Source organism: Salinimonas marina, from assembly GCF_015644725.1.
Classification (GTDB): domain Bacteria; phylum Pseudomonadota; class Gammaproteobacteria; order Enterobacterales; family Alteromonadaceae; genus Alteromonas.
The window spans coordinates 690,246-704,617 of the sequence record NZ_CP064795.1; the positions used below are offsets into that span (position 1 = coordinate 690,246).

10 protein-coding genes are annotated in these 14,372 nt (G+C 51.1%); 1 reads left to right on the plus strand and 9 read right to left on the minus strand.

Features of this window, described 5'->3' with window-relative positions; all coding sequences use genetic code 11:
• Positions 1–99 precede the first annotated feature (99 nt).
• The 5 genes from IT774_RS02960 to IT774_RS02980 all read right to left on the minus strand — a co-directional run bounded on the left by IT774_RS02960 (position 100) and on the right by IT774_RS02980 (position 6,311).
• Entirely contained in the window at positions 100–2,796 is a 2,697-nt protein-coding gene (locus IT774_RS02960) for a hybrid sensor histidine kinase/response regulator (RefSeq protein ID WP_195811264.1), read from the minus strand.
• A gap of 21 nt (positions 2,797–2,817) precedes the next feature.
• Positions 2,818–4,086, minus strand: coding sequence for an ABC transporter substrate-binding protein (locus IT774_RS02965; RefSeq protein WP_195811265.1), 1,269 nt, complete (start codon positions 4,084–4,086; stop codon positions 2,818–2,820).
• 110 nt (positions 4,087–4,196) lie between these two features.
• Complete coding sequence (locus IT774_RS02970) at positions 4,197–4,904, minus strand: choice-of-anchor H family protein (protein ID WP_195811266.1); 708 nt, start codon at positions 4,902–4,904, stop codon at positions 4,197–4,199.
• 246 nt (positions 4,905–5,150) lie between these two features.
• A complete protein-coding gene (gene rraB / locus IT774_RS02975; RefSeq protein WP_195811267.1) occupies positions 5,151–5,552 on the minus strand; it encodes a ribonuclease E inhibitor RraB in 402 nt (133 codons plus the stop codon).
• A 33-nt stretch (positions 5,553–5,585) separates the two neighbouring features.
• Positions 5,586–6,311 (minus strand): 1-acylglycerol-3-phosphate O-acyltransferase, encoded by a 726-nt coding sequence (locus tag IT774_RS02980; protein WP_195811268.1) that lies wholly within the window; start codon positions 6,309–6,311, stop codon positions 5,586–5,588.
• A gap of 180 nt (positions 6,312–6,491) precedes the next feature.
• Between IT774_RS02980 and IT774_RS02985 the strand changes: the two genes are divergently transcribed.
• Positions 6,492–7,640 carry an HD-GYP domain-containing protein gene (locus IT774_RS02985; RefSeq protein ID WP_195811269.1) on the plus strand — a complete coding sequence of 383 codons (1,149 nt, stop codon included), beginning with the start codon at positions 6,492–6,494 and terminating at the stop codon, positions 7,638–7,640.
• On the opposite strand, the gene IT774_RS02990 is transcribed toward IT774_RS02985, so the two are convergent.
• The 4 genes from IT774_RS02990 to IT774_RS03005 form a co-directional block, all read right to left on the minus strand.
• Entirely contained in the window at positions 7,597–7,878 is a 282-nt protein-coding gene (locus tag IT774_RS02990) for a type 2 periplasmic-binding domain-containing protein (protein ID WP_195811270.1), read from the minus strand. The two genes, IT774_RS02985 and IT774_RS02990, sit on opposite strands and share 44 nt — an antisense overlap.
• A 231-nt stretch (positions 7,879–8,109) precedes the next feature.
• Complete coding sequence (locus tag IT774_RS02995; RefSeq protein WP_195811271.1) at positions 8,110–9,576, minus strand: tryptophan halogenase family protein; 1,467 nt, start codon at positions 9,574–9,576, stop codon at positions 8,110–8,112.
• Positions 9,573–11,063: a tryptophan halogenase family protein gene (locus tag IT774_RS03000; RefSeq protein WP_195811272.1), complete on the minus strand. Its 1,491-nt coding sequence runs from the start codon at positions 11,061–11,063 to the stop codon at positions 9,573–9,575. Before IT774_RS03000 ends, IT774_RS02995 begins: the two co-directional genes overlap by 4 nt.
• 124 nt (positions 11,064–11,187) lie before the next feature.
• On the minus strand, positions 11,188–14,106 hold the full coding sequence (locus IT774_RS03005; RefSeq protein WP_195811273.1) for a TonB-dependent receptor: 2,919 nt from the start codon (positions 14,104–14,106) through the stop codon (positions 11,188–11,190).
• Positions 14,107–14,372: the final 266 nt, after the last annotated feature.

Consider the following 14,372-nt stretch of genomic DNA (forward strand, 5'->3'; position numbering starts at 1 on the left):
CACAATACCGTCTTACCCTTGCAAGGCACGGTGTCGTTCATACAGTTTGATAAAAACCATAATATACTGGTTTCGATAAGCTACCGAAAGTGGAACAGACTAGGGTGACGTGCTGATAATACCGGCTTTGTCAGACGCGGCATGTAGATAACGCTTCAGCATCGCGGCCAGCGCATCGCGTTTTATAGGCTTGGTCAGGTAATTGTCCATGCCTGCTTTAAGGGCCAGTACTTTATCTTCTTTCATGGCATTTGCCGATAAGCCGATGATAAGCAAATCGGTATAGCCTTTACCACGCAGTACACGGGTGGCTTCGTAGCCATCCATTATCGGCATTTGGACATCCATGAGTACTAAATCATATTGCGGTGCATTGTCTACTTTGGTTACGGCCTGCTGACCGTCCTCGGCCACATCGAAGGTGATCCCCAGTGAGGTCAGCATTTCGCCGGTCACCAGCTGATTTATACTGTTGTCTTCCACCAGCAATATATGGGCTTCGAGCATATCAGGCTCATTAACTTCAGCCGTTAAGGGCACCGGTGCCCTGGACTCACCCGCCATGGCCCATACAAAGTGGGCAAACTGCTGGGGCGTGAATGGGTGAACCAATAAGGGGTGTGACCATTGGGCCGTGATTTTTTCTACCAACTGGCCGGGCTGGGTGTCGATAATCAGCCCCAGCTGTATATCACGGGCTACCAGGGTATTCAGACGCGGTAGCAGCGCTTTAAAAATATTGTAGTTTTCGATATCAATGATCAAACATTCCGGGGCGCCAATGTCCTGACTTAACGCCTCAAGCGGCGCAGGCAAAGCAGAAAGCTGTAAAATCTCCAGATAATCCTCGGGCAGCAGGGGCTTATTCGAATAATACTGACTGGTAAAAGGCAGACCGGGAAGCTGACGCAAGATCCCTGGCTGGTTTTTGAACGTCCGTAATGGCAGGGTGACATGAAAGGTAGAGCCTGAACCTAACGAGGCGCTGGCAGCCAGTTCGCCGCCCATAAGCTCGGTAAGCTGCTTTACAATGGCCAGGCCTAACCCGGTACCGCCGAATTTGCGGTTGGTGGCTTCATCGGCCTGGGTGAAGGGTTTGAAAATTTGCTCCAGCTGTTCTTCTGACATACCAATGCCTGAGTCTTCAATTTCCACATGCAGCGCCAGCACATTTCCGTGTTCGTTCAGCTCACCATCAACATGGATGCTGATTTTTCCTTGTTCGGTGAATTTCACTGCATTGGTGCATAAATTCATTAAAATTTGCGATAGGCGCAAGGGGTCGCCCACCAGCATTGCCGGTAAATCCGGGGAGGCAGTTAAATGCACACTGAGATTTTTTTCCTGGGCACGCAAAGCAATGACCGCCAGCAAATTGTCAAATACGGAGTGCAGTGAAAAACTAACCTCTTCAAGTTCAAGTTTACCGGCTTCAATTTTGGAAAAATCGAGGATGTCGTTGATTACACTCATGAGAATCTGACTGGAGTGGGCCGCTTTGTCCAGGTAGCCTTTTAATACTGAAGACATAGGTTGCTTTTGGGCCAGCTCAATCAAGCCGATGATGCCATTCATCGGCGTGCGTATTTCATGACTCATATTCGCCAGAAATATGCTTTTGGAGGCGGTGGCCTGCTCGGCCCGATGTTTCGACTCATGCAACTCGGCATTTAAGGCTGTCTGGCGGGCATTAAGCTCCTGAGCACTTTTTAACAACTGTTGAGTCTGTTGATTTTTGTCACTAAACACTTTGGCTGATCTGGCGAGCTGACCAATTTCATCCTGACGCTGGTAGCCGGGCACTGCCGTGACCTTGCCACCATCGGCCAGTTTTCGAAAAACATCCGAAATACGCTGAATAGGCCGAAGGATCCGAAATGCGGTAAAAACGGTGGCGGCCAGAGCCAGCAAAATGGCCACCAGCGACACCAGCTCGAGGTTACGCTGGGCGGTAACGGCGCCCTGTTGCGACTGCTGTTTGATATCGTTGTATTGCTGATTCACCTGGTTTGATAATTCGCCACTTAAATACAGAAACTCATTTGCCGAACCGGCCATCACCACATTCACCAAGAACAGGTTGCCCTGAATCAGCCGGGTCAGACGAAAAAAACGGTTATCAATTTGAGTAAGATGCTGTGAAATAGCCGCAGCAAGCTCGTCAGGCTGGTTAGCTAAAAGTGCATTGGCTTCGCTTAATGCCTGGTTAAAGGCTTCTATATAGGCGCTGTCGGGGGCGATAAGGTACTGCAGGGCTGCGGTCTCGGCCCGGCTTAATAGGTATTTTAATTGCGCCCGGCTCGCAGGCGGCATCTGATCAACCCCGGTGCCGATGGCCTGCGTCGTTAAATCAAAACTTCCGAACAAGGTCTGACTGGCCAGCAGTTTATCGCGTTGTTCCCGGGCTTCAACCACTTCTTTAAAATTGAGGTGGTAGCTGGTCAAATGCTCTCGCATCCGGTTTAAGGTGTTTTCGGCCTGATACTCCGGCAAGCTGGCTAACCGGGAACCTTCCAATGCCGTTAACCGTTGTTCGATGGAGCGCATCAGGCGTTCAAATCGGGTGACCGCAGACTGACTGGCGGTTTCTTTAAAGATCAGTACATTGCGCTGTAAATCCAATACATCACGCTCCAGCGCCCCGACCAGGCCTACATCTATAACCGCCTGGCCGGACGCTTCAATACCATTGGCTAGCGCGCTTTGATTGGTACGGGCAATCATGCCCTGAAACACTAATAAGCCAATCAACGCCACCAGGACCAGTATCAACTGCGTACGAATGGATGAAAACATATAAAACCGTCACTCCTTTGATCAGGACGTAATAAACTCATACCACTTTTGCAGGCTGTATTCGTAGGTCGGCATTACCGTATTCCATACCGCGACATTATTGAAGCGGCTCTCGTAACTGCCGCCCGTCCGCTGTTCGCCTTGCTTAACAGAAATCTTACCATCCGTGCCCTTCAGGGGCTCAGCGGCGGGCATTCCGTTATACCAGTAATTCCATTCTGCTTCAGTTAAATATGTTGCAGAGCGTTGCGGGTTAGAAATGTAATAGCCCTGGCGGGCGATATAAGCCCCCGGCCAGCCCGACAGCCACCAGTTCATATATTCATAGGCGGCGTCTTTTACCCGGCCTTGGGTGCGTGAGGACAAGCACATCACCCCATGCCAGCCGCGGTAGCCTTCTTCGGGCGCGGCAAAGCGCACCGGAATATCCTCACCATTAAGCGCCGAGACGGCGGGTGAGAACATGCTCTCAATAATAGCCCGGCGATTGCGCATGAACTGAACAGACTCTGGTACCGAGGTCCAGAATCCGGTGAAATGCTGAAGTTGTTTGAGCTCAATAAGTACCGCAAACAAAGCATCCATTTCAGCGCGGGTGATCGCGCCGATATCAGCAAACTCAACAAATCCTTTGGCCTGGGCCGCCAGGGCCAAATCGAATAAGCCGATGGTCGGATCGTTAACAATCGCCACCCGCCCCGAAGAACGGGAGTCCAGCAGCCAGCCCCAGCTTTCTTTTTCATTGAGCAAGGACGGATCGATAGCGCTTTGGTTGTACCCGAATGAGTCAACATTATGTACATACGGCAAAAAGCTGATGTGCCCGGTAGGATCGGCGCCCAGACTATTATCGGCCTGGATATTAAGAATCTTATGTGGCGCATCGCCTGCGCCCAAACGGGCCTGGGGCGTAATTTTACCGGTTTTGCTGAGGCTGTTTATCTCATCCCAGTAGCGCAGACGCTTGACCTCAATGGGCGCAATAGCATGGGCCCGCCACAACAGGTTGATGCTGTTGGACCATTGTTCGTACAAATCAAAAGAATCAGGATTCATAGCTGCTTTTTGCAGCACCGCCGCTGAGCCGTTGGGTTCAAATTGCAGCCGGATGCCCAGATCGCTCATGGCGCGCTGGCGTAGCTCTTCCTGCAAGGTGACATGGGTACCCATAACCCTGACCAGCGGTTTTTCTCTGCCGATTGAAAACGGCGCTACGCCGGCGCAAATAGCACCGGCGGCGGCTCCTTTCAAAAAGCGCCTGCGTGGGGCAGAAGCTGCGCTTTTTTTCATAAGTACTCATGGGGGTAAACAATTTCGATGACTTAATTGTGGCACCGAATGGGGCTCTCTACCATTTATTCTTCGATGATTAACGACTTTTTACGATAGCCAATCTGAACTCAGGCGCGCCGGCCCACACTCAGGTACACGCGCCGGTAGAACCCAACTGCCAGTAATGCGGCTAATCCGGCCCCCGCCAGGCTCCCGCCATGTTCTTCTACCACCACCACGGTTTCGCCTTGCGAGCGATCATAGTCTGCACTTTCCAGACTCAACAAACTCAGGTCGGCATCATCCTGGGCGTCACTAAAGGCCACAAGCTCATCGGTCTGGGCATCGTAGACTTCCACCAATACATCATAATCAAAGGGGGCAAAGCCGGTCACCAGCTCAATATCCATGGTCAGAAAGTCGTTGCTGTCATCACCATAAACATCAAATACCGAGGATACATGCACCGACGAATATTCCGTCGCGTCGCCTAAATAGACCACCAGATAGACCGGTGCCTGCGAATAGACGCTATCAACATCCACACTCAGGCGCAGCGAGGAGTAGTAATTATCAAAATCATTATCCTGATACAGCTCACTCCAGCTGTCGAAAATCCAAAAGTCGGGTTCGTCGTGGTGACTGACACGGGATTTGGGTCTGCTGGCAAATGCCGTCACAGATCGTTTGTCTTTTTGCTGTTGGAGCGAGGATTCTTTCAGGGGTTGTTCAAACTGCGTCTCTTTAACCGTGACCTTACTGTTGGCCCAGGTTGGCAGGCTAAGTCCAAGCCCAAGTAATACAAAGGTGGTCAGTCGGAGGGTATTTTTCCACATAATCGGCGCCTTCACTAAGTTGATGATCACAGGCCTAGTGTGCCGGGATGAAAATGAACACTGGCTGAAAGCAATCTTAACTGCTGACCACACCACTGACTGGAAAAGTAGCCTCCGTCAGTGTAGGGAAGATGTCTGAAACCACGCTACAGGGGCTGCAGGGGCTACTGGGAGGGGCTGGTACAAAAGCCCCAGTTCAGGTGCTCAATTAATGCAAGCGCCTGAATCGGGGAGCAGACTGCGATATTAGTCGTCCAGATCGTATTCGTCCGGCGCGTCATCCGCTTCATCGTCCCGAGGCATAAAATAGGTGCCCCAGCCATCATAATGCACATCATGCTTGTCAGCGATGACCAGCAGATTTTCGACGTCCTGGTCTAACGGACTGCGTTCTAACTTTCGTTCAACCACGGCGTCGAAACAAAAAATCATGCCGCCATCATCCAGCATAAGCTCTTCGGCATCGCTTACCTCAAAGCCAGCCTTAAATGCATCCACCGCGGCCTTTTCCAGCTTGTCAAAGTCGTTACTGGCCAGGTGATGCTCGATGGTGTACTGGGCATCGGCTTCGCTGCCATCTTCAAGCAGGGCATCGATGGTTTCCTGATTGAACTCATGCCATTCGGCTTTTTCGTCAATTTGTTTCATAAACCGTCCACATTAAAAGGTCTGGTAGTAAGTTTATCGCTTTTTTTCCATTTCAGCGACTTGTCGATCCAGTTCAACCTGTTTTTCTTTCATCTGCTGATAAAAATAGTCGGTCCACTGCTTGATGTTTTTATCCTCGGTGAGTGGCTCCGGGGCACTCATCTCAATCAGCACAACGCCGTTGTTCCAGCGATTCCAGTTTACTTTTTTATGCAGGTTACTGGCGGTGACCATGACCACGGGTTCATTCACGGTTTTGGCCAACCGAAAGGCGCCGGATTTAAACGGTAGCATGCCGCGGCCATTGCTGCGGGTACCTTCTGGAAACACCCATACCGAGGTGCGGCGCTGCTGAATTTTTTTACCGGCCTGGGCCAGCGTGTCCCGGGCGCGCCCACTGTTTTTTCGATCGATCATAATATTGCCGGACAACCAGTAAATCTGACCAAAAATGGGGATCCATTTCAGACTTTTTTTACCTACTGTGACCACGCCGGGCAGGGCGGCTTTGCAAATTGTAATGATATCGTAGGTATTCTGGTGATTCGCCACATACACATACGCCTGATTCAAATCGATAGCGGGGGAAGGCCGTACCACTACTTTCAGCCCCAGAATCGGTGCCAGCATGGCATAGGCGCTACCGGCAAAGTGCACATTGTTACGATGAAACGGGCGGCATATACACACCACAAACACGACCAGATTTATCAGAATAAAACTAATCAGTAAAACAGGAAGGCGAATTAAGGCGAGCACTAAGGATCCTTTTGCTAAATTTCGGGGCAGTATAAAATAATGTGGCAGCTGCACATGTCCGATCAGTGTGGTTATCAGTTTTTTACTCTAAAGAATTAAAGAAGCGGTATGAAATTACCGATAGGCTTATAAGACTTTATCCGGTGTCCATACACTTTTACTTTAAAGCGGTACCCAACCATGCAGACATTCGTGCCTGAAGAACTAGAAGATGACATCCTCACTGATTTGATGGAAGAGATCAATGAGCTGTACGAGGCCAGTGAACAAACCCTCATTAAACTGGAACTCAGACCGGCGGACAATGAATTACAGCGTTCATTATTTCGTTCTATACATACCATAAAAGGGGATTTAGGCCTGGTTAACTTCGGGCCGATGATCCCGTTGTTACAACATGTTGAAGACTTACTGGATTATTTGCGCAAAGGTGAAGTGAATTACACCAGCACCATGAGCGATTTGGTGCTGCTGACCATGGATAGGGTCAAACACTTTGTACAGGAGGTCATGAGTAAAGGCATCGCCAGTTACGATGATAGCCTGCATACTAAGCTAGTAACTGCTATATCCAGGGTGCTGCCATCCAACCAGCATGAGCACGACCAGCTGCTAACCGACGCTGTGTTGTTGCTTAATCCGGAGTCAGGCAATGCTTCGGCGCACAAACATAGCCTTTCAGGTGCACCCGATGCGCCGCCGGCGACGCTGGCCAACACCGGCATTCCTAAAGGGTTAAGCGCTGAACAACATATGGACATGCTGTTTTTTCGTGAAATGATGAAAACCATTGAGCACCGGTCTAACTACTGGGGCGGGCGCGGCGATCGTATTGCCAAGCTGGCGTTATATATCAATCATCTGGCCGGCAAACCCATCAACGATGATCAACTGGCCGTTGCCTGTTATGTGCATGACTTTGGCATGGCATTTATGCCGCTGCATATTCTCAATAAAACCGAGTCCTATACCGACAACGAGTTTAATCTGATGCGTTCGCATGTGTATAAAAGCGCGCGGTTGCTGGAACATCTTGATCAGTGGGATCATGCCCGCAAAATTGTAATGCAGCACCATGAACGTCCCGATGGCAGTGGTTATCCGCTGGGCATCAAAGAGCATGACATTTGTGCCGGCGCTAGGTTGCTGGCTATTTTAGATACCTACGATGCGCTGACCCAACCACGTGCCCACAATAAAACAGCGCCGATGAGCAAAAAAGAAGCGGTCATTCATATGAACCGCAATGCCAAAGGGCAGTTTAGCGCCGAGTGGATGCGCCATTTTAATCATGGCATGACCATCTTGCTAACCAAGCAGGCCAGTTAGTCAGCGCTTGTCGCCAATAACCTCCGGGCTTGGGCAATAATGTCGCTGGTAACACAATGTCGCGCTGATTTTGTCGGGTCAGCGCAAAAAATTGCTCGTTCAGTTCGCTGACCTGGCCAATACACGCTCCCTGATAATGCTGCTCCACATGAGCGGCAATACAGGACGGGGCACAAAATACCCCGAAGCCTTGTGAGCCAAACAGTTTTAACAGCGCACTGTCATCAAATTCGGCCACGGGAATAGGCGCCAGCTGTTCCCTTTCAAGCCAGCTGGCAACGCCGGTAGCTACGCTTAAACCTCATGCAAGCAGAGTCCTGAAGTAGCTTGTATACCAATCACCCCTGGCCAGTCTCGGCCAGGCGCTCTAGCATCGGTAGTCTTGGAAAGAGTGGCAAGCAGCGCGACCAGCTTACCGCAAATGCATGGATTGATTGAAACCCCGGGGCTGGATAAAGGCAGACAGAAGCTATGTTTTGAAATTAAGCAGACAGCCTTCAAAAAATTGCTGCAACCGATGCTCCTTGAATAAGTCACCCTGACCCGGCTGGTCGGGCGCTAAAGCCGGGAAAGTGCCGTATCCGGCCAGCAAACAATGCCAGGAAGTGCTATGGAAATGGGTGGCTTCGCGGTGGTTTGCTAAGTGCGCCGCCAGGTCACGGCCCCGGTACCAGGTATCCAGGATTTGTAAGAGTGACTCAGACAAGTGCCGATGGTTTCGGTTGTCCTGCCAGTAGGCGCTATCGTTGCGGGTGTTGAGTTTGTAATGCGCCACGATATAGTCACGTACATTGTCAAATTGCGCAGTCACCTGCTGATTGTAGGTACCGCTTTGCTGCGCCTTTAAACCACTGTGCTGATATTGATCGCAAAACAGCCGCGCGGACTGATACACCAGGTGCAGCGCCGTGGCCTCGAGCGGCTCAATAAAGCCTTGGGCTAATCCCAGGGCCACACAGTTTTTCGACCAGTGCTGTGCTACCTGTCCTATCTGCATCGACAGATGCTGCACCTGGGCGTCGTCGGTCACTCCCAGGTAGCGCCGAAACTCCTGCTCAGCGGCTTCTTGCGTCTGATAGGCATCGCTGTAGACATAGCCATTGCCGGTGCGGCTGTGTAACGGAATCTGCCAGGCCCAGCCATTACTTAAAGCGGTGGCTTTGGTTTCCACCGGCAGCGGCGCTTTGGTGTCGGTGGCCAGTACCATGGCTTTATTATTAAAAAGGTTATCGGCAAACGAAACAAAGGGCACTGCCAATGCTTGTTGTAACAGTAATGAGCGAAACCCGGTGCAGTCGACAAACATATCGCCGCTGTAATGCTGACCACTGGCATCGATCAGTGTGCTCAGGCTACCATCAGGGTGGGTGTCCACCCCTGCAATTCTGGCATCAACATGACGCACTCCCAGTTGCTGCGCATGTTTTTTTAAAAACTGGCCCAGCCGGGCTGAGTCAAAATGATAGCCGTATTCCATTCGAAACGGAAAATTGGGAGGCGTAACCGGAGCACAATGTGCTTGTGCCAGGTAGCTATTAAACAAAAACTTGTCGGGATGGGTGGTGACATCCAGGCCCAGGCGCCGGGTCTGGCAATTCACTTCAAACGGGCGCTGCGAAAAGGTATCAAGCTGAGAGATAAACGGATGCCGATAACTGGGCACGCCTGACGCCGGACTCCAGTTGCAAAACTCAATCCCCACTTTATAGGTGGCGCTGCACTGTGGCATCCAGGTCTCATCGGCAATGCCCAGTTCAGCAAAAAACTGTTTCAGACTCGGCGTAGAGCCTTCGCCTACGCCGATGGTGGCAATATCAGAGGACTCTATTAAGGTGATCACCACGGGCAGAGATTTGAAGCGGTGGGCCATGAGTGCGGCGGCCATCCAGCCGGCGGTGCCGCCGCCGGCAATAATAATACGCTGCGGCGAATTCATGAGGCCGCCGTAAACCGGGCCAGAAACTCATCGTGACTCAGCATTTGTTCAATGGGTTGCTGTTTTGCGTGATAAATTTTTTGCATCAATGCCAGAATCGCCTCATCGGAATACGCATCGGCACTTGGATGATAACTGGCCGGAGTGATCCCCTGGCCCATCATTACCTGAACCCAGGAAGCATCACGAAAAATATCATTGGCTTCGTTGAAGATGGTCGCCGAGTCTTTGAATGCTGCGATTTTTTGTTCAAGCCGGTGGGGCAGGGCCAGGCGACGCATATCCTGCCAAAAGTCGGAATCGGTGCGCTCATTTTGATAGTAGTGCAAAATAATAAAGTCGCGAATGGTTTCAAATTCTTCTTTTGAATCGCGATTGTAAAGCGCCTGCGACGAGGCCAGAATGTCATCCTTGGGAAACAGTTTTAGCAGACGGACAATACCCGACTGGATAAGGTGAATGCTGGTGGACTCCAGTGGCTCCAGAAAACCACTGGAAAGACCAATACCCACAACATTTTTTGCCCACTGCTGTTCGGCCCGTCCGGTTTTAAAGCGAATGGTGCGCGGCGTGTCCAGCGCCTCGGTTTCCAGATTGCCCATCAGCATGTCGTGGGCATTATCGTCACTAAGATACTGCGAAGAGTACACCAGACCATTGCCATTACGATGGGTCAGCGGGATCCGCCATTGCCAGCCTGTCTGGCGAGCAATGCTGCGCGTATAGGGCAGGGTGGTATCGTGGCGCTGGGAAGGTACCGCCAGCGCGCTGTCGGCGCATAGCCAGTGCGACCAGTCTTCATAGCCAACCCCCAGTGCCTGTTGCAGCAATAGCCCCCGCATACCAGTGCAGTCGATAAATAAATCGCCTTTAAGCTGTCTGCCATCGCTTAATTGCAAGGCTTCAATAAAGCCGGTCTGCGCATTTTGAGCAATGTGAGCAATAGTGCCCTCGGTGCGCTTTACCCCTGACTGCTCGGCCAAACGGCGTAAAAACTGGCCATACAGTGAGGAGTCAAAGTGGTAGGCGTAGCCCATGGAGTAGACCGGGTTTTCAGTCTGAATTTTGTTGAACTTACCGGCCTGACAGCTTAAGTAATTTAAATCAAAGTCCCACAGCGATTGCTGGAGGCCAGCTTTCTTTGCTCGCAGCCAAAAATGCTGGAACCCACAAAATCCTAAAGTGGCCCCCGGGGCGCCGAAGGTATGCAGGTAGCTTTCGCCCGGCACACGCCAGTTCTCGAATGAAATCGCCAGCTTGATGGTGCCATTGGTTTCCCGTAAGAATGTTTTTTCATCCAGACCTAAAAACTGATTAAATGTCTGAATGGGAGGAATGGTAGCTTCACCGACACCGATGGTGCCAATATCTGCCGACTCAACCAGCTCTATTTCCAGATGAGGCAGTACTTTCTTAAGTAAGGCTGCGCTCATCCATCCGGCGGTACCGCCACCGGCGATAACAACCTTGCGAATGGGAGAAGACATACAAATTCCTTAATTTTTACAGCAGTTTGCCCAGCGTGTGACTGTAGATAAAAACGCGTCAAAAGCAAAGCAAAAAAGAGGTCTCCATCAGACCACAGAGGATCTGATGGAGAGACAGGCAGGGTTAATAGAACGAGTAGTTCAGGTTGAGCAGGTAAGAAGGCCCGAACTCACGGCGCAGTGTCACCAGGCCGTTGCTATCGCGGGTTTCTTCCAATTCGTCAGTCAGGTTCTGGCCTTGCAATGACACGCGTAAGCCTTCCAGATACTGAATGCCGCTGTCAGCAAAGTCATAGCTGATTTGGGCATCGACCTGGGTGATGGCATCACGGGTAGCGGCATCAATTTTATTCGAGCCGCCACGCTGATAGGTCAAAAACTCTGAACGATCAGTAGCAGCAACCCGAACCTCAAAGCCGCCATTTTCATAGTAGGCGGTGACTGAGTAGACCCGGTCAGACTGACCCGGAATCGCGGTGCCATCTTCTAACTCGCCATCGATAAAGGTGGCAGAACCGGCCAGACCAAAGCCCTCCAGAAAATCGGCCACTTTGTTTAGCGGTACCTGAGCGGTCACCTCGGCGCCTTTAACTTCACCTTCCAGGCCATCTTCAAAGAATGAGAAGGTGCCCAGATCCGGCGGCGTCAGATACGTGCCCGGCGCGTATTCAGTGCCATCCGGGCCAACCAGGCCATCACTGCCGACGATACGATCGTGGAAGCCAGGAATAAAGTAGTTGGCGCCATCGTTGGTCGGGTCGTTGGTAAAGTCGATGGTCTGGTTACCATCACGAGTCCAGTTAACCAAATCTTTATAGAATAAGGCCAAAGACACATACCCTTCGTCTTCAAAATAGTTTTCAAACGACAGGTCGAAGTTATTGGCTTCCAGCGGACGCAAACGCGGGTTACCCTGCGATTTGGACCACGGCGTACCATAGGTGTCTACTGCCTCTGGCGTATTAGGAATAGCGATTAAGTTAATGTTTTGGTCGAACTTCACAAACCCAGAGGCTTTCATCTGGTCGATACGGGCTCGACTGATGGTTTTTGATGCAGCAAAACGAACATAGCGTTTTTCATCCAGCTCCACATTCACGTTTAAGCTAGGCAGAAAATGCGAGTAATCATCGTCAATGCTGGTAATACAGCTAGTGTCTATTGCGCCATCATCGTCGGCATCACACACTTTGAAGTTTGAACCTACCACACCGATAAAGCCGGTAGAGCTTTGGTCTGTCTGTACATACTGGGCGCCAAAGTTACCGGTGACAAAGAAGCCGGCCACATCGGTTTCAAAATCAAATTTGGCAAACAGGGTGGTGGTTTCCTCTTCCACAGTATAGGTATCGCCTAAGCGATCCGGCTCTAACAATCCCGCATCATTAAGGATATATTCGCCATCGTTATAGGGCGCAAAACCATCGTAGGCCACCACCTGGCCCAGACCTGCCCAGGTCAAATCTGCCAGGCCGTTGTACAGGTAGTCTGAAGGAATAGCTGTAGAGTCAGGGTAAGACGATGCGGTGGCAAAAAAGCCTTTGTTGTCTTTGCTCTTAACGCGATCTGAATAGCGGAAGCCGAAATTTACTTCATTGACAATTCCCCAGTCCACCAGACCAAAGGTTTCAAAGCGCACAGTGGTCAGCTCTTCTTCAAAATCTGCAAAGTTTAAGAAGCCATCCTGGGCATTGAAATAGTCGTAGGGTTCGCCATCGGCGCGCAGTACATCGGTTTCAAACTGGTCAGCCAGGTTCGCCAGACCGCCACCCCAGGGCTGCGGCCCGGTCAGCTGCAGTAAGCTGGGGTCAGCAAAAGCTTCTAAGCCGTTGCTGTCGCTAAACATGATGCCATCCGGGCTCATGTTAAAATTACGGGTGCGCTGATCACCGGGTGCCAAGGCGGCGCCATTACGGGCTAAACCGGCATACGACTCACCGCGCAGGTCGCGTTTGCTGGAGTCGCTTTCGGCCACATCCAGTGCCACCGACCAGGAATCGTTCAAATAATATTTTACATTCAGGCCAAAGGTTTGAAGCTCGCCATCCTTTTGCGCCGGGTCGGTACGCAGCACCGGGTTCACATTGGTCTGGATCCCTGACGCGGTAGCACCACTGCCGGTCAATGAGGCGGTGTTCAGTTCAAACGGTTCGATAAAACCGCGAATCACGCCCGAGTCAGAATAATCAATGTCGAGCACATCCACGACGATGTCCCAGTTTTCAGTGGGTCGCCACTGAAAAATACCAGAAATCGTATCGCGCTCCAGAACCCGGCTGATGGCCTGGGTATCCAAGCCAAACGGGATCAGGGCGCCATTATTGTCGCCATAGCCCCAAACCCCGTATTTACGTTCGTTACGCGGCGATTCCGTCGACGCAAGGGCCAGCGCCACCCCAATGGTGTCATCAGCAAACTTTTCGACAAATGATAAGGCGTAGCGATGGCCTTTATTATCAAATTCCGGGTTGTCAGAGTCGTTACCACCGCGCTCTAAGGTGCCGGTCAGCGTCAGCGTTTCCTGAGATGCCAGCGGACGAACGGTTTGCAGGTCAACCGTACCACCGACGCCTTGCACCATTAAGGACGCATCGACGGATTTGTAGATGGTAGCACCGGTCATGATTTCAGCCGGGTACAGGTCAAATTCTACGCCTCGGTTATCACCGATACCAATAAGCTCGCGACCATTTAATGAAGTACCGATAAAATCTTCTTTGAAACCACGAACAGAAATTCCCGAGGTCCGGCCACCGACACGCTCACCGGCCATACCAGGCAAACGCGCCAACGATTCAGCGATAGACGAGTCAGGCAATTTACCGATGTCTTCAGCGGAGATGGCCTCAACAATCGACGAGTTATCCATCTTTACTGCCTGGGCGCGAATTAATGAGCCGCGGATCCCTTTTACCGCGATGACTTCGACATCTTCGTCGGGATTCGGATTTAACTCTTGTTGGGCGTATGCCTGGCTTGCAAATATTGCCGAACTAACGGCAAGGGACAGCATTGCCGGTTTGAACAGTCGTGATTTCTTCATTCTGTGTGCCTTCTCAAATGTGTGAGCCTGTAACTTTGGTATTACATTAGGTTAACAATACCCATTTATCTGAAGCGCCTCAAGCAAAAATTAAGGAAAAACTTAAACAATTAAGATAGGCACAGGAATGCAGGCGCAGACAGTGTTTTGATGTACGCGTTTACATTCTTAAATAGTTTAGTTGGGTGTCTGGAAGCAAGGTGAGGCAGCACTGCCTCGGCAGAAGGGGGGCAGCAAGGTAGAGGCGCCCGACCACGATTCGGGCA